The sequence below is a fragment of the Streptomyces aurantiacus genome, from assembly GCF_027107535.1.
In the GTDB taxonomy this organism is placed as follows: Bacteria; Actinomycetota; Actinomycetes; order Streptomycetales; family Streptomycetaceae; genus Streptomyces.
The window spans coordinates 4,443,797-4,460,196 of the sequence record NZ_CP114283.1 but is presented as its reverse complement, the minus strand read 5'-3'; the positions used below and the strand labels follow the sequence as shown (position 1 = coordinate 4,460,196).

16 protein-coding genes and 5 pseudogenes are annotated in these 16,400 nt (G+C 67.1%); 11 read left to right on the top strand and 10 right to left on the bottom strand.

Translation table 11 applies throughout. From position 1 onward, the window contains the following. Positions 1-198: 198 nt before the first annotated feature. Positions 199-2,541: an MMPL family transporter gene (locus tag O1Q96_RS21550; protein ID WP_269249765.1), complete on the bottom strand. Its 2,343-nt coding sequence runs from the start codon at positions 2,539-2,541 to the stop codon at positions 199-201. Positions 2,542-2,695: 154 nt separating this feature from the next. On the opposite strand from O1Q96_RS21550, the gene O1Q96_RS21545 reads away from it, so the two are divergent. From O1Q96_RS21545 to O1Q96_RS21525, 5 genes and pseudogenes are all read left to right on the top strand, one after another. Continuing rightward, entirely contained in the window at positions 2,696-3,343 is a 648-nt protein-coding gene (locus O1Q96_RS21545) for a TetR/AcrR family transcriptional regulator (protein WP_269249764.1), read from the top strand. Between the two features lie 707 nt (positions 3,344-4,050). Continuing rightward, positions 4,051-4,698 carry an NADPH-dependent F420 reductase gene (locus tag O1Q96_RS21540; RefSeq protein WP_269249763.1) on the top strand — a complete coding sequence of 216 codons (648 nt, stop codon included), beginning with the start codon at positions 4,051-4,053 and terminating at the stop codon, positions 4,696-4,698. Further along, a pseudogene (locus tag O1Q96_RS21535) lies at positions 4,686-4,811 on the top strand (transposase); the annotation flags it as partial. The gene O1Q96_RS21540 and the pseudogene O1Q96_RS21535, both read left to right, overlap by 13 nt. A gap of 192 nt (positions 4,812-5,003) precedes the next feature. Then, positions 5,004-5,495 (top strand): STAS domain-containing protein, encoded by a 492-nt coding sequence (locus O1Q96_RS21530; RefSeq protein WP_269249762.1) that lies wholly within the window; start codon positions 5,004-5,006, stop codon positions 5,493-5,495. Between the two features lie 197 nt (positions 5,496-5,692). Next, positions 5,693-5,802 (top strand): annotated as a pseudogene (locus O1Q96_RS21525) (IS21-like element helper ATPase IstB); the annotation flags it as partial. Positions 5,803-5,921: 119 nt separating this feature from the next. Here the strand turns inward: O1Q96_RS21525 and O1Q96_RS21520 are convergent. The 5 genes from O1Q96_RS21520 to O1Q96_RS21500 form a co-directional block, all read right to left on the bottom strand. Beyond that, positions 5,922-6,587, bottom strand: coding sequence for a maleylpyruvate isomerase family mycothiol-dependent enzyme (locus O1Q96_RS21520; RefSeq protein WP_269249761.1), 666 nt, complete (start codon positions 6,585-6,587; stop codon positions 5,922-5,924). 794 nt (positions 6,588-7,381) lie between these two features. Further along, positions 7,382-7,525, bottom strand: a complete 144-nt coding sequence (locus O1Q96_RS21515) for a hypothetical protein (RefSeq protein WP_269249760.1) — start codon at positions 7,523-7,525, stop codon at positions 7,382-7,384. Then, positions 7,518-9,026, bottom strand: a complete 1,509-nt coding sequence (locus O1Q96_RS21510; RefSeq protein WP_269249759.1) for a S1 RNA-binding domain-containing protein — start codon at positions 9,024-9,026, stop codon at positions 7,518-7,520. The genes O1Q96_RS21515 and O1Q96_RS21510 overlap by 8 nt, the downstream gene beginning before the upstream one ends. Position 9,027: 1 nt before the next feature. Further along, a complete protein-coding gene (locus O1Q96_RS44735) occupies positions 9,028-9,468 on the bottom strand; it encodes a recombinase family protein (RefSeq protein ID WP_269249758.1) in 441 nt (146 codons plus the stop codon). Further along, positions 9,465-10,130, bottom strand: coding sequence for a TetR/AcrR family transcriptional regulator (locus O1Q96_RS21500; RefSeq protein WP_269249757.1), 666 nt, complete (start codon positions 10,128-10,130; stop codon positions 9,465-9,467). Before O1Q96_RS21500 ends, O1Q96_RS44735 begins: the two co-directional genes overlap by 4 nt. A gap of 84 nt (positions 10,131-10,214) precedes the next feature. Between O1Q96_RS21500 and O1Q96_RS21495 the strand changes: the two genes are divergently transcribed. Both O1Q96_RS21495 and O1Q96_RS21490 read left to right on the top strand, forming a co-directional pair. After that, entirely contained in the window at positions 10,215-10,952 is a 738-nt protein-coding gene (locus tag O1Q96_RS21495; RefSeq protein WP_269249756.1) for an SDR family NAD(P)-dependent oxidoreductase, read from the top strand. Between the two features lie 31 nt (positions 10,953-10,983). Then, positions 10,984-11,220 (top strand): annotated as a pseudogene (locus O1Q96_RS21490) (mycothiol transferase); the annotation flags it as partial. A gap of 150 nt (positions 11,221-11,370) precedes the next feature. Here O1Q96_RS21490 and O1Q96_RS21485 read toward each other — a convergent pair. Next, positions 11,371-12,066, bottom strand: coding sequence for a hypothetical protein (locus O1Q96_RS21485; protein ID WP_269249755.1), 696 nt, complete (start codon positions 12,064-12,066; stop codon positions 11,371-11,373). A gap of 81 nt (positions 12,067-12,147) precedes the next feature. Between O1Q96_RS21485 and O1Q96_RS21480 the strand changes: the two genes are divergently transcribed. After that, complete coding sequence (locus tag O1Q96_RS21480; protein WP_269249754.1) at positions 12,148-12,675, top strand: DinB family protein; 528 nt, start codon at positions 12,148-12,150, stop codon at positions 12,673-12,675. An 18-nt stretch (positions 12,676-12,693) separates the two neighbouring features. Here O1Q96_RS21480 and O1Q96_RS21475 read toward each other — a convergent pair. Continuing rightward, positions 12,694-12,992 (bottom strand): annotated as a pseudogene (locus O1Q96_RS21475) (transposase); the annotation flags it as partial. A gap of 177 nt (positions 12,993-13,169) precedes the next feature. On the opposite strand from O1Q96_RS21475, the gene O1Q96_RS21470 reads away from it, so the two are divergent. Further along, on the top strand, positions 13,170-13,679 hold the full coding sequence (locus tag O1Q96_RS21470) for a hypothetical protein (RefSeq protein WP_269249753.1): 510 nt from the start codon (positions 13,170-13,172) through the stop codon (positions 13,677-13,679). Between the two features lie 391 nt (positions 13,680-14,070). Next, a complete protein-coding gene (locus tag O1Q96_RS21465; RefSeq protein WP_269249752.1) occupies positions 14,071-14,391 on the top strand; it encodes a hypothetical protein in 321 nt (106 codons plus the stop codon). Between the two features lie 63 nt (positions 14,392-14,454). Here the strand turns inward: O1Q96_RS21465 and O1Q96_RS21460 are convergent, their stop codons facing one another. Then, positions 14,455-15,264, bottom strand: a complete 810-nt coding sequence (locus tag O1Q96_RS21460; RefSeq protein ID WP_269249751.1) for a leucine-rich repeat domain-containing protein — start codon at positions 15,262-15,264, stop codon at positions 14,455-14,457. Between the two features lie 149 nt (positions 15,265-15,413). Here O1Q96_RS21460 and O1Q96_RS21455 point away from each other — a divergent pair, with 149 nt between their 5' ends. Next, positions 15,414-15,872 (top strand): hypothetical protein, encoded by a 459-nt coding sequence (locus tag O1Q96_RS21455; protein WP_269249750.1) that lies wholly within the window; start codon positions 15,414-15,416, stop codon positions 15,870-15,872. Between the two features lie 192 nt (positions 15,873-16,064). Here the strand turns inward: O1Q96_RS21455 and O1Q96_RS44245 are convergent. After that, positions 16,065-16,387: pseudogene (locus tag O1Q96_RS44245) on the bottom strand (transposase family protein); the annotation flags it as partial. Positions 16,388-16,400 lie beyond the last annotated feature (13 nt).

Here is a 16,400-nt window from a genome sequence, read left to right as displayed (position 1 = left end):
CGAACAGGCCGACCAGCCGACACGGGCGGCGGGGTGGCGGGGTGGCGGGGTGGCGGGGTGGCGACCGCATTCTCGTCGCGGTCGCTTCGCGCACCCCGTGCGGTGCGCGAAGCGACGCGGACGGCACCTTGCACCGGCACCGCGGCCGTCGGCCGCGGGTTCGGCGTTGTCTGCAGGCACATGTTCGCCGACGGCGCGTCAGGGCTTGTGCGTGGTGGCGTGCTGGTGGGGAGCGGCAGGATGGGGAAGCGGGATCTTTTGCGCGAGCTTGTCGCCTTCGACGTCCAGGTCAGGCAGGAGGCGGTCCAGCCACCCGGGAATCCACCACGCCTTCTCCCGAGCAAGTGCCATGGTGGCCGGAATGAACGTCATGCGGATGACAAACGCGTCGATGAGGATGCCCACCGCCAGCGCGAATCCCGCCTGTTTGATCATGGGCTGGGCGTTGAAGATGAATCCGGCGAAGACCGAGACCATGATCGTGGCTGCTGCGACCACGACGGCGCTGGCCCGGGCGAAGCCGGAGACCGTCGCGTCGATCGGATCGGCGCCGTGCATGCGGGCTTCGCGCATCGAGGTCACCAGGAAGACCTGGTAGTCCATGGCCAGTCCGTAGAGCACGCCGGTGACGATGATGGGCAGCAGGCTCATCACGGGTGCGCTCGCGTCGAGTCCGAACAGCGCCTGCAACCAGCCCCATTGGAAGACGGCCGTGGTGATGCCGAAGGTGGCGGCGATGCTGAGCAGGAAGCCGAGGGTGGCCATCACCGGGACGAGTACGGAGCGGAAGACCAGGAGCAGGACGATCAGCGAGAGTCCGAGAACGGTGGCCACGTAGAGGGGCAAGACGTCCGCGAGGCGGTCGGACACGTCGATCGCGAGGGCGGTGAAGCCGGTGATGCCGAGGGTGACGCCATGGGTTTCGCGGATCTCCCGGCTCTTGTCCCGCACGGAGGTGACGAGGTCCTTGGTGCCGTCGTCGTTCGGCCCCTCGCCAGGGATGAGGCTGAGGACAGCTACGGTGCCGGCGGAGTTCGTACCTGCCAGAGAGACCGATGTGACGCCTTCGGTGTCCTTCAGGTCGGAGACGACTGCGGCGAGGGCCGTGGGTGGGAGCGGTTGCCCGCTGTCGGAGGAGCGGGCGACGACCATGAGGGGGCCGTTGTAGCCGGGGCCGAAGCTTTCACTGACCTCCTCGTAGCTCTGGCGCTGCGCGGTGTCGGGGTTGTAGCTGGCGCCGGACGGCAGGCCCATCCGCATATCGAGGGCAGGGAGAGCCAGAACCAGGGGGATCAGGAACGCCGCCGTGAGAGCGGGGTACTTGTGGCGGACCAGGCGTGATCCCCAGCGGGTGGCCCGTGTCCGTGCGGCGGCGGAGGCCTGCTGCTGCGCCGTGCGTCGGGTCCTGGGCGAGCAGATGCGCTCCTTGACCAGGCCCAGGAGCGCCGGCAGCAGGGTCAGGGCGAGCAGGACGGTGATGGCGATCGTGGCCGCGGCGGCGAGGGCCATGGTGCTGAGCAGCGTGATACCGACCACCAACAGTCCTGCCAGGGCGATGATGACGGTGCTGCCGGCGAAGAAGACCGCGCTCCCGGCGGTGCCGATGGCGCGACCGGTCGCCTCGTGCGCGTCCAGGCCGCCGTCCAGAATCAGCCGCCGTTGCCGGTTGACGATGAACAGGGCGTAGTCAATGCCGACGGCGAGCCCCAGCATCAGGGCCAGTACGGCGGTGAGCGAGTGGATCTCGAAGACGGTGGAGAGAGTGAAAGCGCCGCCGACGCCCACCGTGACACCGACCAGAGCGATGACCAGGGGCAGGCCCGCCGCCACGACCGACCCCAGGGTGACCAGCAGGACGATGGCCGCCACCACGACGCCGACGATCTCACCGACGCCCACGATCTCCGGTATCTCCAGCATCGCCGCCGACGGCAGCACGTCGAGGCGGCCGTGTTCAGCCTGCCGCTTCGCGGCCTGGACGGTGCTGTCGATCGTGCCGGAGGGCAGCTCATAGGTCTGCTCGTCGAACTGGAACTGCATCAGGGCGGTGGAGCCGTCCGACGAGACCACAACCCCGGGCACCGGTCGTCCGTCCTGCAGCAGCGGCGCCGGCGCCTTGGCTCCCGTCGGCTGCCCGGCGGCCTCGGCCACCGCCGCCTGGGCCCGCATCAGCGGACTCTTCTCACCCTTCGACAGTTCCTCGGCGAGGATCTCGCGCGCGTCGATGACGTGGGCGTGGCGGTAGACCGCGTCCACCGCGGCTATCAGGGCGGCGCGGCTGCTCTCGCCGTCGACCCGGGCCCCGTCCTGCGCGCGGAACACCAGCATGCCCTGCCCGCCGGACGCCTCGGGAAGGGACTTCGCCAGATCGTCGATGATCTCCTGGGCGGGGGTGCCGTCGATGCGCACCTCGTTGCTCAACTTGACGGGATTGACCACGAGCAGCGCCACCACGGCGGACATCACCGCCAACCAGCCGGTGATCACATACCAGGGCCTGGCGTAGGCGAAATGCCCCAGCCGATACAGCAGCACAGACACACGCTTTCCCTTCTCCGGCGCACCCCGACGGGCACGCGCATCCGAACGAAGTGAGATGGTACTACCAAAGCGATAGTCAACTATCAAAGCGGTAGACGGCTATTATCGCGCGGGCGATTGAGTAGTCTGCGATGTAGAAACTGGAGGGTCAGAGATGCCGAACGCCGCACCGCGCACACCCCGGCTCCGCAGGGTTGACGCCCGCTCCAGCGCGGAGCGCATCATCGCGGCCGGACGCAACGTCCTCGGCACAGGTGAGGGCTCCCTGGAGCAGATCGCGACCGAGGCGGGCGTGGGCATCGCCACGCTCTACCGGCACTTCCCTAACCGGGAGGCCCTTGTCCGGGCGGTCCTCGACGACATCCTCGAGACCGACCTCCTTCCGCTGATCACCGACGCCACGGCCTCCAGCCACCCGCGCCAGTCCCTCCTGGACATCGCCACCCGGCTACTCGACCTGATCACCGAGGAGCGGGGACTGGTCACCTTCGTCGGCAACTTCGCCGACGTCGCCGTGGATGCCCTCCGGCGCTTGAGTGACTCCCTTCGTCCTCTCTTGGAGCACGGCCAGGCGCAGGGGGAGATCCGCACCGACCTCACGGCGGACGACATTCCGCGCTTCCTCGTCATGGGCGTCGCCGGCCTCGCCCTCCCCGGCACCACGCCTGGCACGCGCGCACGCTTCATGGCCCTGCTCTTCGATGCGCTCAACCCCGCCAGCGCGTCCCCCCTCCCGTCGGCACACACGGATACGGAAGGTGACGACCTCCGCACCGCGATCAGCAGCGTCGTCCGAGACTGAGCTCGGCTCTGTCGGGGATCTTGGATTTTGCCGGTGCGCCTGCATGATCAGCGTGCTCGCGGCTGCTTCGAAGACCGATGCAGTTGTCGAGGTGTCTGTTGTCGCTCCGTCCCCGTCCCGGTGAGCAAGTCCCGTCTCTGACCGCGCAGATCGCACGGGCGAGCAACCCGGGCGGTACGACGGCGATGCGGGTGAGAGACCGCCTCAACGGGCTGTAATGCGACGAGGACTTCACCGACTGGTACCCGGGAGTTGGGAGTTGGTAGGGAGAGCGGTGGGCGGGATGGGAGGTCTGCGCACACGTGCGCAGCCGACCGTGCCGGTCAGCCGGCCGGTTGGTGGAAAGCGTCGATCGCGGTGCGCACCTCGTGCGCACACTGCCACTCGCCGCGCCATTGCGTGGTGTAGGAGCGGAACTGCCGGGACACCAGGACGTCGGCCACGTCCGTGACGACATCGGGTGTCGCGTATCCGCGGTGCAGGCCGGTGAGCGGACCGCGCGGGATGGCGGGCCGGCCCCCGGCTCCGAGTTGTCGTCACAGTGGCACGCCCACATCAGGAGCGAGGCGAGGATGACGGCTGCCCGGTAGGACTCGGCGGTCTTGTCGTACCGAGTGGCAAGCGACCACAGGACTACGTCTTTGGTGCCGGTCCACCCGGGCCCGAGGTCCGATCCGCAGCGCCCCGACAACAGCTAGCGTCGCACCATGCGCTTAGGACTACTTGGCACCGGCAACGTCGCCCGAGCACTGGCCCATGGCTGGAGCGCCGCAGGACACGACGTGCTCCTCGGTTCACGTCAGCCCAAGGAACGGACAGACCTCGGTCTCCCCGTGGCAAGCCTGAACGAGACAGCCGCCCACGCGGAGGTACTCGTCAACGCCACCCCGGGTACTGTCTCCGTGGAACTGCTGCACTCCATCGGAGCACCGGCGCTGGCCGGCACTCTGCTGATCGATGTCGGGGTCGGCCTCTCCGAGGACTTCACAGAGCTCTCGCACCCCAACAGCAGCCTGGGTGAAAAGATCCAGGAAGCCTTCCCCCTGACCCCCGTCGTCAAGACGCTGTGCACCATGGACTCCACCGTGATGACCGCCCCGGACGGTCTCGATGGCCCGAGCACCGTCTTCCTCTCCGGCGACGACGCCGAAGCCAAACGGACCACCGGCCGACTGCTCACCGACCTCGGCTGGCCCCCGTCATCCCAGCTGGACATCGGCGGCATCACCACCGCACGCGGGCAGGAGCACTTCGCCCTGCTCTTCATGGGCATCGCGGGCGGCCTGGGTGCTCACACGTTCAACATCAACGTGGTCACCCGCCCTTCTGCACAGGGTCACGGCGCAACGCCGTAGAACGCTGCTTCAACCGCTTGAAGCAGCGGCGCGGTATCGCCACTCGCTACGACAAGGCCGCCGAGTCCTACCGGGCAGCCGTCACCCTCGCATCGCTCCTGATGTGGGCGTGACACTGTGACGACAACTCCCAGCAGGGTGTGTGACCAGCCGGTGTCTTCCCTCCAGGTGAGCCGGATGCCGCCCGGTCCGGCGCAGCGGGACACGTCCCAGGCGAGCACCAGGTACGTGAGCTCGCCGCACATGCGGCCGGTGCGTTCCACGCGGACGGTGCCCGGCGGGATGCCCCGGTCGGTGATTAGCGAATGACGGCCTGGTTCATCGCCGGAGAAGCGCGCTTCGCTGAGGCCAGGAACACCCTGGCCTCAGCGCGCGATGATGAGGAGCCAGATGTCTGTCTGGGATCTCTGGCGTTTGAGCTACTCAGTGTCGACGGGGACCATCCCGATCAAGCTGCCAAGGCCGCCTGTTTCGCCGTTCTGGGAGTCCTCAGGGGGCGGGTTGAGCTCCCCGTGCGCGGCGAGATCGACCTGACCGTCAAGGACATGCTCGCCGAGGCGATGCGGTCCTCGGGCGGCGTGATGCCGCCGCGGGTGGTGGCGGACTTCAGGCGGGTGACGTTCATGGACTCCAGCGGTATCAGCGTCTTCCTCACCGCTCACCAAGCCGCGAGTGACGCTGAGGGCCGGCTGCGCATCGCCGGCTCCCAGGAAGCCTTCCCGCGGGTCCTGCAGATCATCGGCCTTGATCAGCTCATCCCCTGCTATCCCACCGTCGAGCAGGCCCTGACCGCCTGATCCTGTGCACAGGGTGAGTAGACGGCCGTGGCGTCTGGGTGACCGCTTTGGAGAGCTGTGGACGCGGAGTAGTGGCGCAGGGAAGCCCTGCAGCTCAGAAGGGGTTACTCAGCCGTCCCACCATCGACTTGGCGCGACATTCTGATGACGGCCTGCTCCTGCGGTCCCGACGACGCCTGGGAGATGTTGGTGACGGTCTCCCAGCTGAGCTGCTGTTCCAATGCTGACCGAACGGGAGGAAAAGAACAGCGTCGCCATCGCCTCCAACGAAAGTTTTGGAGGGTGGACCAAAACGATCTTTTATCCACCACCGCGGGCTGACCTGCCGAATTCCCATCCCTCACCCGACGATGACCATTCACGTCGGGTCAGCCCCGGACCACGTCGGCCCTGGTCCGGGGCCGAGCTGGATGCCTCGACATCGTGTCAGGCTGTCACGCAACGGCTGCGGAGGAGTTCCACACCGTCGCCTTCGAGATCGTCGCAGTACGTTGCGCGGCCGGTCATAGCCATTACCAGGGCCAAGGTGCGGCCGGACACGAGAAATCCGGAACCGGTTGTGAACGGACCGTCATCCGCTACAAGTCCGAGGCCACCGATACGTCCCTTGGCAACGACCACGAGGTCTGAGCCCTGGTAGTACTCGGCCGTCTGTGTGACGACCTTGATCGGATAGTCGCGGCGGATGCCCAGCGCGCGCCGGATGTCTTCTCCGTGCACGATCGTCTCCCCCAGCATGGCGATGGCAGGCAAGGGAGGCTTGGTCGTGCTCGGGACGACGCGCCGGAAACGTTCAAGGGTCTCGCTCGGGGTCTTGCCGAGTTGCTCGGCCAGCCGCATGGCCACCTGCTTGTCGAAGTCGAACCGGCAACGGATCACACCCGCCAGCCAGCTCACGGTGTTGAGGCTCGCGCCTGCGGTCAGGTGCGCCAGCACCTCACGCACCGTCAAACCAGTGCAGAGCGACGGTGTTGCCCACTGCTCGTCCGTCAGTTCTGCGAGATCGGCCGCCAGCGCTGCCCGCTCGGTGTGGATCAAGGGCCAGAACCCGTTCTCGCGCTTGCGGTCTGCTGTCAGCGCCGGATCGTTCATACGGGCTGGACTCCTGTCAGGGATCGTGATCTGCGTTGCTTCCGGCCCGAACAGTGGACGTTCGGCAGATGCGTTTCCGAAGGAGACTCTCGCCCTGGAACAAAGTCATCGCCAGTGAGCGATCTTTTCTCCGGCGCCTGCCCCAGATCCCACGCGCACCGACAACTCCCGCATTTGGTACACCAAGCTGTCCAGCGGCTGCCCGGCGTTGCTGGCTTTCAACGATATTTTGGAGCCGTCTGATCGCTAAGCGGTACCCGAACCCATCGACGAGCGTTGCCCCTCCCGCTTACGCAACCACCCAGCACAACAACACCAAACTGCATGAGGTGGCCGAAGCGCTGGTGGCAGCGACGGCCCGCCAGGAGCCGCTGCCTGAGAAGCTGCAGCAGCATCTGGCACCCGCGCTGGCCGCCCGGTGACGGAGATGGCTGTACGCAGTCAGGGCGTCGCCGCGTCTCGCCCGTTGAGGCGAACCCTGAACGGGGCCGGCGCCGCGGCCGAGCCGGCCGCTTCTCCCAAACCGCAGTCAGTTGCCCATGGTGAAGTCTCCTGATCGGTCTTGCTGCAGGCGGATGGAGTGGTTCAGCAGGTCGAGCGCATCGGGAGTGCCGCCGCCGAACTCGTCTCGAATCCTCTGCAGGGCTTGAATCCTGCGCCCCTCAAGATCAGGTAGTCGATCCGCGACCAGCGCAGGCCTGTACTGTCGGTGGGTTGCTTCAGGGCATCGATCTCGGCTCGCAGCTGAGCGACTGCGGCGACGATCTCCTCGTCGGACGCGATGCTCAGGAAAGTCAGTCCTTCGGGTCCCGGATCAGGATTCCGAGTTCTCGACAGAGCCGCGCGCGCAGATCGAGGAGCTCGCGCCGAATCGCGTCGTGCTGCGCGAGCGCCTCGTCCAACTCGGCCTGCATCGGACTCGTCTCGTCGTCAGGCATGCGGCTGCTTCTCTGTGCTGGAGGCAAGGGCCTGGACACGCGACAGGGCAATGCGGCGGTGAGTGAGATCGACATCGATGATCTTTACGGTGAGGGTGTCACCGACCTCGATGGCGTCTTCGGACGAAGCATCCAATTCGCTGGTGTGTACCAGCAGCCCTTCGAAGCCGTCCTGTCGGTCTTCGATGCGCACGAAGGCGCCGAACGGCACGATCTTGGTGACCGGCCCGGTCACCACCTGTCCTATTCGCTGCGCTACCTGCGGCCACGGGTCTTCCTGCATTGCTCGGAGCGACAGCGGTAGCCGTTCCCGGATCATGTCGACGTCGAGGACTTCGGCTGTGATCTCCTGGCCGACGCTGACGACGTCGGACGGGTGGTTGCACGGACGCCAGGACATCTCCGGAATATTGATCATCGCGGTGAAGCCGCCGATGTCCACGAAGGTGACCCCGAAGCCGGCGATGGTTTGCACCGTGCCGGTGACGATCTGGCCGCGCTGCAGGGTCTTCAGGAAGGCCCAGTCACGGTCGCTGGGCGTCGGCTCGGTCTGCCAGCGAGCGCGGAGAACACCGTCGCTGTCGGGCAGCACAGCGGTGTAAAGCGGGAGATCTTCACCGGCATACATGGATACGACGCCGGCAGCACGCGCGCTGGCGAGCTGGGAGGTCACTGCCTCGAACTGGGTCTCGTCCACGACCGTGCTCGTGATCTGCCCGTCCTCGTCCTCCCAGACGATCTCCACCAGGCCTTCGTCTGGCAGCGCGGCCACGGCCTTGTCGACATCGGTGAGCAGGTCCGGCCAAATAGCCAACTGTGCGCGTGGGGCCAGCTGGGAGCGCACGGTCTCGATGTTGTCGCGGGTCAGGCGGTGCCACCGGGAGGCGTTGCCAGCGAAGACCTCCTCCAGGAACACCGCGCGGTGGGCGCTGACGGTCCAGTGCAGGCGGGCCCAGAAGTCAGCGTCGGCCGGGCGCTGTACGTGCTGTGGGTCATCGGGGGCGAAGTCGTAGGGCGATGTGTCCAGGCGTTCCGGGAACAGCCCGAACGAGCGGGTGCGGGCCAGCGCCGCTTCGCAGGGCCGGCTGCTGCCCACGTAGAGGTACTGGTCCCAGCCGACGTGCACCGCGAATGATCCCTCCGCCTCCAGGCGGCACCAGGCGCCGTTGTCGCGGAGCATGGCCCGAACGAGTTCCAGGCCGACGGCGATCGGCACCAGCGCACCGTCGTGAAACCCGGCGAGGCCGGCAGGGAACAGGTCGGCCAGACCGTAGCCGTCGACCGGTGGCTCCAGGCCGAAGTGGACGAAGCCTCCGATCTGGGGTTCGCGGATGGCCAGCTGGTCGATGCCGGTTTCCTCGGCGAGGACGGCAACGGCCTGCAGATAGGCAGCTTCGACCGGTCCGTGGTCGCTGGTCGCGGGCTTGGCGCCGGTGTAGTGGCCGTGCCGATCGCGGTCGGCGGGGTCGTACTTGGTGACCCGGTAGACGTATGGCAGCACGTCACAGCCCGCCGGAGGTCGAAGGCGCCGCTGCATTCTGGTGGCGTTCGAGGACGTGGTAGTCGGTGGCGCGGCTGACGGAGAAGAGCTCGACGAGGTCAGCGATGGTGTGCTCGCCGGACTGGTGCTGCTGAACCATGTGGGTCTGCTGGCAGGTGGTGATTTTGGGCTGCTTCCCGCTGAGTTTGCCCTTGGCCCGCGCCACTGCCGTCCCTTCGCGGGTGCGCATGCGCAGGAGGTCGACCTCGAACTCGGCGAAGGTGGCCAGGATGTTGAAGACATCTTCCCATCGGGTCGGCGGGGTCGTAGAGAGTGCCGCCGAGCGAGAGCTTGACGCCGCGGGCGGCGAGGGAGTCGCCGATGTCGCGGGCGTCGGGTACCAAGCGTGCGAGGCGGTCGAGCTTCGGGACGACTGACGACTGGGCACTGTCCGGCGGATCATGTGGCCGTGTTGGCACCACGTTCGTTTTTTCGGGCCGGACTGCGCCCGGTTGCGAGGCGTTCCTGCCCCTCAGGCATGGGCAGGACTGCCAGTGCGGTATCTGCAATATTCCGCAGCGTCTCCGGGGCCAGGCCGGCCTTGCCTACCGCCTCGATACCGCGGACCACCGTCAGCAGCAGTGCCGCCAACCGCTCCGGATCCGCAGCGCTATCGATGTCGCCGTGGCGCTGGGCTGCGCTGATCTCCGTCCGCAGCAGGGTCAGCAGTGCCGTCATGGTCTCGGCCGACCGTCCAGCGACCGTCGGATCGTGCTGGGCCAGTTCCGCCGCGCCCTTGGCCAACAGGCACCCGCGGCGCTCGGTGTCGGAGGCCGTGTTCTCCGCCATGAGGTGCACGTATCCCGACAGCCGGACCAAGGCCTCTGCGTCCGGGCCACCTGCCAGCCGTCCTTCGGCCACCTCAACGACTGCGGTGCACCAGTCGCCGAACACACGGTGGAACAGCTTGCCCTTGTCGCCGAATGCGCCGTACAGGCTGCCCTTGCCCAGGCCGGTCGCCTGGGCGATGTCGTCCATCCGGGTTCCTGCATAGCCGGTCGCCCAGAACTGTTCCCGGGCCCGCTCCAGGACTTGGCGTTCGTCGAATGCGCGTGGTCTCGGCATGGTCTCAGCCTATCCATTCTTGACTCGACCGTCCATTACTGCCTAGGTTATGGACGATCCGTTCCACAACTGAAGGAGTTCGACATGCCAGGCGTGCTGCAGGAGAAGGTGGCCGTGATCACCGGAGGGACCAGCGGGATCGGGCTGGCCATCGCCCACCGCTTCGTCCGGGAGGGCGCACGGGTCTTCGTGACCGGCCGCGACATCGACCGCCTCGAAGCGGCAGTCAAGGAGATGGGTCCTGCGGCCACCGGCGTACGATCCGACGTCTCGGTCCTGGCCGACCTGGACGCGCTCTACGCGCGAGTCCGCGAGGAGGCCGGACGCATCGACGTGCTGGTGGCCAACGCGGGAATCGTCGCGGACGCCGCGCTCGGCGCCCACACCGAGGCGAACGTCGACCTGACACTCGCCGTCAACGTCAAGGGCCCACTGTTCACCGTCCAGAAGGCGCTTCCGCTGCTGGCGGAGAACGCCTCCATCCTGGTCATCGGCTCAAGCAACAGCGTGCGCCCCAATGAGCACCTCGAGGTCTACAGCGCCTCGAAGGCAGCGTTGAGCAACCTCGTTCACAACTGGGCCCGGCAATCGCGAGAGCGTCGATTCCGGGTCAACGTCCTCAGCCCGGGACCCACGCGGACCCCTGCCCTGCTGCGCGCCGCGGGGCCGGACGTCGACCGGTTCGCCGAGGCCGTCGTGCCACTGGGGCGGCTGGCCGACGCCGAGGAAATCGCCGAGGCCGCCCTCTTCCTGGCTTCGGCCGCCTCGTCGTTCGTCACCGGCGCCGAACTCTTCGTCGACGGCGGCTACACCCGGGCCTGAACGACGGCCGGTGGTGCGCATCCGGTTTCTCGAAGCGCTGGGGCGCACTCCCGGCCGCGCGTGTGCGTCGCACGAGGCCCAGTACGCTCGAAGCAACGAGATCGTGGCCGCGGCCGCTTCGGATGACGTCGGCCGCCACCCCGACTGTCGCTCCGGCAACGCCGACCTCCGCTGGGTGCTCATCCATCTCGTCGAGGAGACCGGACGGCACGCGGGGCACGCGCACATCGTGAGGGAACTGCCTGACGGGGCGAAGGGGTACCACTAGGGAGCGTATGTGGTTGCGATCACCAGGTGGTCCGGGTGAGTTCTCTGAGCCAGATCATCGAGGCGCGCAGGTGGAGACCGGCGAGGTGGGCTGCGACGGCGCCGTCCCCAAGTCCCTGTCCCGCACGGGGCCGCCGTCGCCCGTGCCTTCCTAGATCGTGCCGCTCCACGCCCGGCGGTTCTCCCGTCGGCGCACATGGCCGCGCCAGCCCGCGAGCAGCGTCATGCCCGTCCATGCGGCGACTCCCGTGACGAGGCCGCCGAGCCTGCCTTCGGGGTCGACGTCCACGGCGTCCTCCAGCGGGACGGCGCCTTCCGGGTCGCGGAGGATCTCGATGCGGTCGCCCACCCGGTAACCGGGGTTGCTCCCCCGGTACTCGAGGGTCTCGTCGAGTTCACCGCCCGGCCCGACCAGTGTGAACCGGTGGTTCTTGCTCGCCGTTCCCGCCGCGCTGTCCGCGGTGATCGTGACGGTCTCGCGGACGCCACGTCGGTCGAGCGCCGCCTCGGGGGCGTACTGGACGGACCCGACGAGAATGAAGAGTGCGGGGACCACGGAGAGGACGGCGAGCCACCACGCCCTGTGGAGCAGCCGCAGCACGATCACGAAGACCAGGCAGCCGAGCACGCCCGCCGCGATCGGGATGAAGTCCATGCCCAGCGTGACATAGGCGAGTCCGGTGTTGCCGGCGGCGATCCCCCAGGCGACCAGCAGCACCCAGAGCGTGGCGAGTACGGACGCCCCGGCGCTCCTTCCCGTGCGCTGCCCACCTGGAGCGGGCACTCCGGCCCCGGCCGCGTACCCGACGCCGCCCGCCACGGGCGCGTTCATCCTCTGATCGCTCATCCGCGCAGCATACGAGGCGGCCGGAACGCCGTACCACGTGGCCCGGGACCGGTGTCAGTGGCGTGTGCCAAGGTGCCGTACATGACGACCACACCCGACGGACGCCCGGTCCCGCCCGCGCACGCCGACGAACGCACCATGCTGACGGCCTGGTTGGACTTCCACCGGTCCACTTTGGCGCTGAAGTGCGCGGGCCTCGACGACACGCAGGCGCGCAGGACGGCCGTAGCGCCCTCGTCCATGACGATGATCGGCCTAATCCAGCATCTGGCGGAGATCGAGCGGAACTGGTTCAGCCGCGTGTTCGCCGGCGAGGACGTGGCGCTGCTGTTCGGGGACCACGGCGGGTTCGGATTCACCCTCGACCCGGACCGGACCCTCAAGGAGGCGCTGGCGACCTGGCAGACGGAGGTGGAACGCAGCCGTGAGCTGATCGCCGACGCTCCGCTCGACGCCCCCGGCAGGCTGTCGGAGGAGAACGCCGCCGTCCTCGGCGAGGACAGTGTGTCCCTGCGCTGGATCCTGATCCACATGATCGAGGAGTACGCCCGTCACAACGGTCACGCGGACCTGATACGCGAAGCCGTCGACGGCGTCACGGGCGCCTAGGGAGCGTATGTGGTTCGATCACCAGGTGGTCCGGGTGAGTTCTCTGAGCCAGATCATCGAGGCGCGCAGGGGGGGCCGGTGAGGTAGCTGTCGGGGGTCTTGTCGTAGCGGGTGGCGATGCCTCGCCAGGCTTTCAACTTGTTGATCAGACGCTCGACGGTGTTCCGCTCTTTGTAGAGGTCGGCGTCGTGGCTGACGGGCCTGCCGCCCTTGCTGCCCTTGTTCTTCCGGTTGGCGGCCTGGTCCTTCTTCTCCGGGATGACCGCCTTGATGCAGCGTTTGCGCAGGTGGGCGCGGTTGCCGCGGGACGAGTATGCCCAATGGGAGCCGAAGGTCGGTACTGAACCCCGTTCTTGGGTGATGGCCTCGCCGTCCTTCGGGGGCGCGGAGCGAGCCTTTGAGCATGCCAACGAACCAAGGCTGCGGCAGTCACAAGATCCGCCGGACACGGCCTAGCCTGACGGTCCCTGCTCGCTCGATGGTGAGGAGAGTAAGTGCCCACTCTGATCAACGCTGTTGACGTCCGTCCGCGCGTGTCCTATAGGACCATCCAGATCGGCCCCATCCTCTTCGAACAAGCGCCGGCGGTGGACGACATTGTTCAGATCCCCGGGGAGGGTTGGAGTCTTACCTCCAGCGACAACGATTTTTACCCTTTGGTGCGTTTGGAGGTGTGGGACGGGCCCGCTCCTCAACCATCAGGCTCTTGGGAGTATGAACGGGCTTTCCATTCTCCGATGGCAGATCACCTCGCGGTGGTCGACTTGAGTGGCGTCTGCTACGGCGAAATCCCGCTGCGGCCGGGGCGCTATCATCTGCGTTTGCTCTGCCGAGGGCGAGATCATGTTGAGGCTTTGCTGACTCTCGATCCCTTCCCTCCTGACGGGCCGCACGAGGATCCCCTTGAGGTGTGGGTTGTTCAGATTTGGCCTAGTGCTGACTGGGGAGCCGCATCTCAACCGACCTTGGAACGTGTGGATCGAACGGAGTTCCTGGACAGCTGATCTTCCGGACCAGCACTCGGACTTCCTCGCACGTGACCGGCTTCGGAATCGCTTCGAGTTACTCGATGGGCCTGTCGATCTCCTCTTCGCGGATCCTAGTTCGACCGACTGACAATCCTCCGTCAGCGCGCCACGGCCCTGTCCGCAGGCATCCGTCTGGGCACGTGGCCGTGATCTGGTCGCTTTCGCCCAGCTCGGGCCGGACGGAACCTCTGATCCACCGCGTCCACCGGACCGCTCCGAGAGAGGCCGGACCGCTGGAAGTCCGCGCTGAGCGCGTGCAGTTCAGCGCGACGGGCGAGCATGAGTGCCTCCAGCTGCCGCAGGGCGGTGTCCAGGAGCCAGACCCCGCGGCCGAACTCTGGTGGCGGATAGCGGCAACCGTGCCAGGTTGCCGAAGGACCAGCGCCCCGGCGGCTTGCGCCGCCATGGGACAGAGATCCTGTTCGCAGCCTTCTTCGCGGTAGCCGCTGCCGTGGGGTACGAGATTGTCAAGGAGCAAGTGCACGGCCACGGCGACCGCTTCGTGTGGGAAAGCCCGGAGAGCATCATCCAGGATCACTGTTCACGCCACCGCATCAGGACCGTTGCAACCTTGTTTCCTAGACGTCAGCCCAAGATCTGGCACCTCGATGAGCAGACGAGAACTGTCCCTGCGTGGGTGTCCTTTGACAGTGAAGTTGGTCGTCTTGGTCGCGCTGACCTGCCATGACTAAGTTGGTTGGCAGAAGGTCACGTGAGATGGGCCGCGGTGTCGACGGTCACGTGGGCTGGGTCAGTCCCAGTCGGACGCCGGCCGATCGACTCGGCCGCCTGTGTGCGCTGTGGGGATGTAGTCCTTCGCACCGTCGGGCAGTTCGGCGACGCATGCCGACGAGCAGGCGCTGACCAGCAGAGGAAGCACGTCGGTGGCCACGCGTAGCGAGATCCATACCTGATGGAATCCCCTCTGTGCGACCGGATGGTTGCAGACACTGCAGCGATGGATGGCGGTGATGCCCCGTCGCCAGGGATCCAGGTTCTCCAGATCGAGGTCCGCCACGGAGTCCTGGGCAGGCTGAAGCCTTGGGAAGGGTGGCCGCAGCTTCTCGTTGCCGAACAGCGCGCGCGTGCTCACTGTGCTGCGGGTCAGCCTCTGGCACCGGGTGATCTCGTAGGGGAACCAGTGAAGTCGGTATGAGGTGTATGGGGTGAACTCCTCCAGACTGGTCATGGATCCGATCTCGGGCGGGATGCGAACCAAGTTGCTGCCGTAGAGCACCAGGTGCTTGACCGCCGTCAGCCTGGCGATACTCGGCGGCAGGGTGATGACCTGCCGCCGCTCTTCCGGGCTCAGCTCGGTGAGGGGGCGGAACTCTTCGCGCCCGTCGGCGGCGGCCTCATCGACCAGCTCCAGCAGGTGTTGCCAGCCCGGGGCAGAAATGTCCTGCCGTTGGGTGTGGAATCCGACGCGGGCTCGCGGGCGTGGCCTGGACTGGTCGAAGCACGAGCACGCGTCCTGGCGGGGCCCCAGCCGTTCCGGGGCTGGATCTGATGTGTCGCCCCAGCGGTTCACGTAGAGCTTCGTTTCTTCCCCATCCGTCATGGCACCAAGATATGGAGGCTGCTGAGGGCCGCTTCAGCGACTATTGTCCCGTCTCACTGAATCTTGACCGATCTCACTGAGCTTTGACCGGGTCCGCAGCTGAGCAGAATCCTAGGATCGGAAGCGGTCCCTCGCGAAGGATGTGCTCCATGTACGACACCTTCCGCTACCGCTATCTCCACGCCGGCATGGGCCTGGCCGCAGATCTACGCGCCGACGCGTACGAGACGGACGACGCCCCACCCCTGACCGGCCTCCTCATCAACCGCTCGCTGTATCTGCAGCTCCCCGCGGACCGGGCCCCGTACTGGCTGGATGCGGCCTGGCTTGCTTTCGGTGCTTCCCTGCACGCCGAGAAGTTGGCCGACGGCCGGGCCCTGATCCTCGACGTCGGCGCGATCACGTACCCCGGCGCCGACTACCGTTCGGAGGTCGCTGCTCTTGCTCTCGACGGCTGGATCCACCGCCGCTTCGGGCTCGCCCCCTGCGGTGCCTCAGTGACGTACGACCGGCCTTCCCACCGTTTCGCCTTCACCTGGCCGGGCCCGGTCGCCCCCTTTGCCGACGAGTTTCCGCCACCGTGCTCCGCGCGAGTGGCCAGCCACTGACGGCTGTTCCCCGGTGTTCGACGTACGCGGCGGTGCCGTAACAGGGCCAGACCTCCGCTTCCACGATGACGCCCATGATCAGCCCGGCTTCGTTTTGCCGCTGCCCGCCGATGCCGGGCCTCGAGGGCCCAGCCCTCTGCTCAGCTGCGAACCCGGTCAAAGTTCAGTGAGATCGGCCAAGGTTCAGCTAGACAGGACCAGCCAGCCGTAGGTCCGCTCCACCGCCCACAGTTTCGGGATGGGGGTGAATCCCCTGGTCCCTGGGATGTGTTGGACGATTTCGAGATCGATGCCGAGGGTAGCTGAGCGCTCGACCAGGTGTTTGCGGTAACCGCTGTTGACCCAGACCTGCGCGGGCTGGGGTGGTCGGCGGCAGCTTGTTCCAGGAGGGTGCGGTCGGCCGTGGAGTCCTGGACGCCGGCCGCGGTGACCAGCACCGCCGGCAGCAGGCCGAGGATGTCGGTGCTGATGCTTCGCTTGCGGCCTGCGATGTTTTCGCCCGCGGCGATGCCCTGGCTTCACACGGGG

Excerpts from the sequence above, each read along its gene's own strand:
- O1Q96_RS21545 (WP_269249764.1), top strand. The coding sequence starts at position 2,696 with ATGCCGAACGCCGCACCGCGCACACCCCGGCTCCGCAGGGTTGACGCC.
- O1Q96_RS21540 (WP_269249763.1), top strand. The coding sequence starts at position 4,051 with ATGCGCTTAGGACTACTTGGCACCGGCAACGTCGCCCGAGCACTGGCC.
- O1Q96_RS21530 (WP_269249762.1), top strand. The coding sequence starts at position 5,004 with ATGACGGCCTGGTTCATCGCCGGAGAAGCGCGCTTCGCTGAGGCCAGG.
- O1Q96_RS21520 (WP_269249761.1), bottom strand. The coding sequence starts at position 6,587 with ATGAACGATCCGGCGCTGACAGCAGACCGCAAGCGCGAGAACGGGTTC.
- O1Q96_RS21515 (WP_269249760.1), bottom strand. The coding sequence starts at position 7,525 with ATGCCTGACGACGAGACGAGTCCGATGCAGGCCGAGTTGGACGAGGCG.
- O1Q96_RS44735 (WP_269249758.1), bottom strand. The coding sequence starts at position 9,468 with ATGATCCGCCGGACAGTGCCCAGTCGTCAGTCGTCCCGAAGCTCGACC.
- O1Q96_RS21500 (WP_269249757.1), bottom strand. The coding sequence starts at position 10,130 with ATGCCGAGACCACGCGCATTCGACGAACGCCAAGTCCTGGAGCGGGCC.
- O1Q96_RS21495 (WP_269249756.1), top strand. The coding sequence starts at position 10,215 with ATGCCAGGCGTGCTGCAGGAGAAGGTGGCCGTGATCACCGGAGGGACC.
- O1Q96_RS21485 (WP_269249755.1), bottom strand. The coding sequence starts at position 12,066 with ATGAGCGATCAGAGGATGAACGCGCCCGTGGCGGGCGGCGTCGGGTAC.
- O1Q96_RS21480 (WP_269249754.1), top strand. The coding sequence starts at position 12,148 with ATGACGACCACACCCGACGGACGCCCGGTCCCGCCCGCGCACGCCGAC.
- O1Q96_RS21460 (WP_269249751.1), bottom strand. The coding sequence starts at position 15,264 with ATGACGGATGGGGAAGAAACGAAGCTCTACGTGAACCGCTGGGGCGAC.
- O1Q96_RS21455 (WP_269249750.1), top strand. The coding sequence starts at position 15,414 with ATGTACGACACCTTCCGCTACCGCTATCTCCACGCCGGCATGGGCCTG.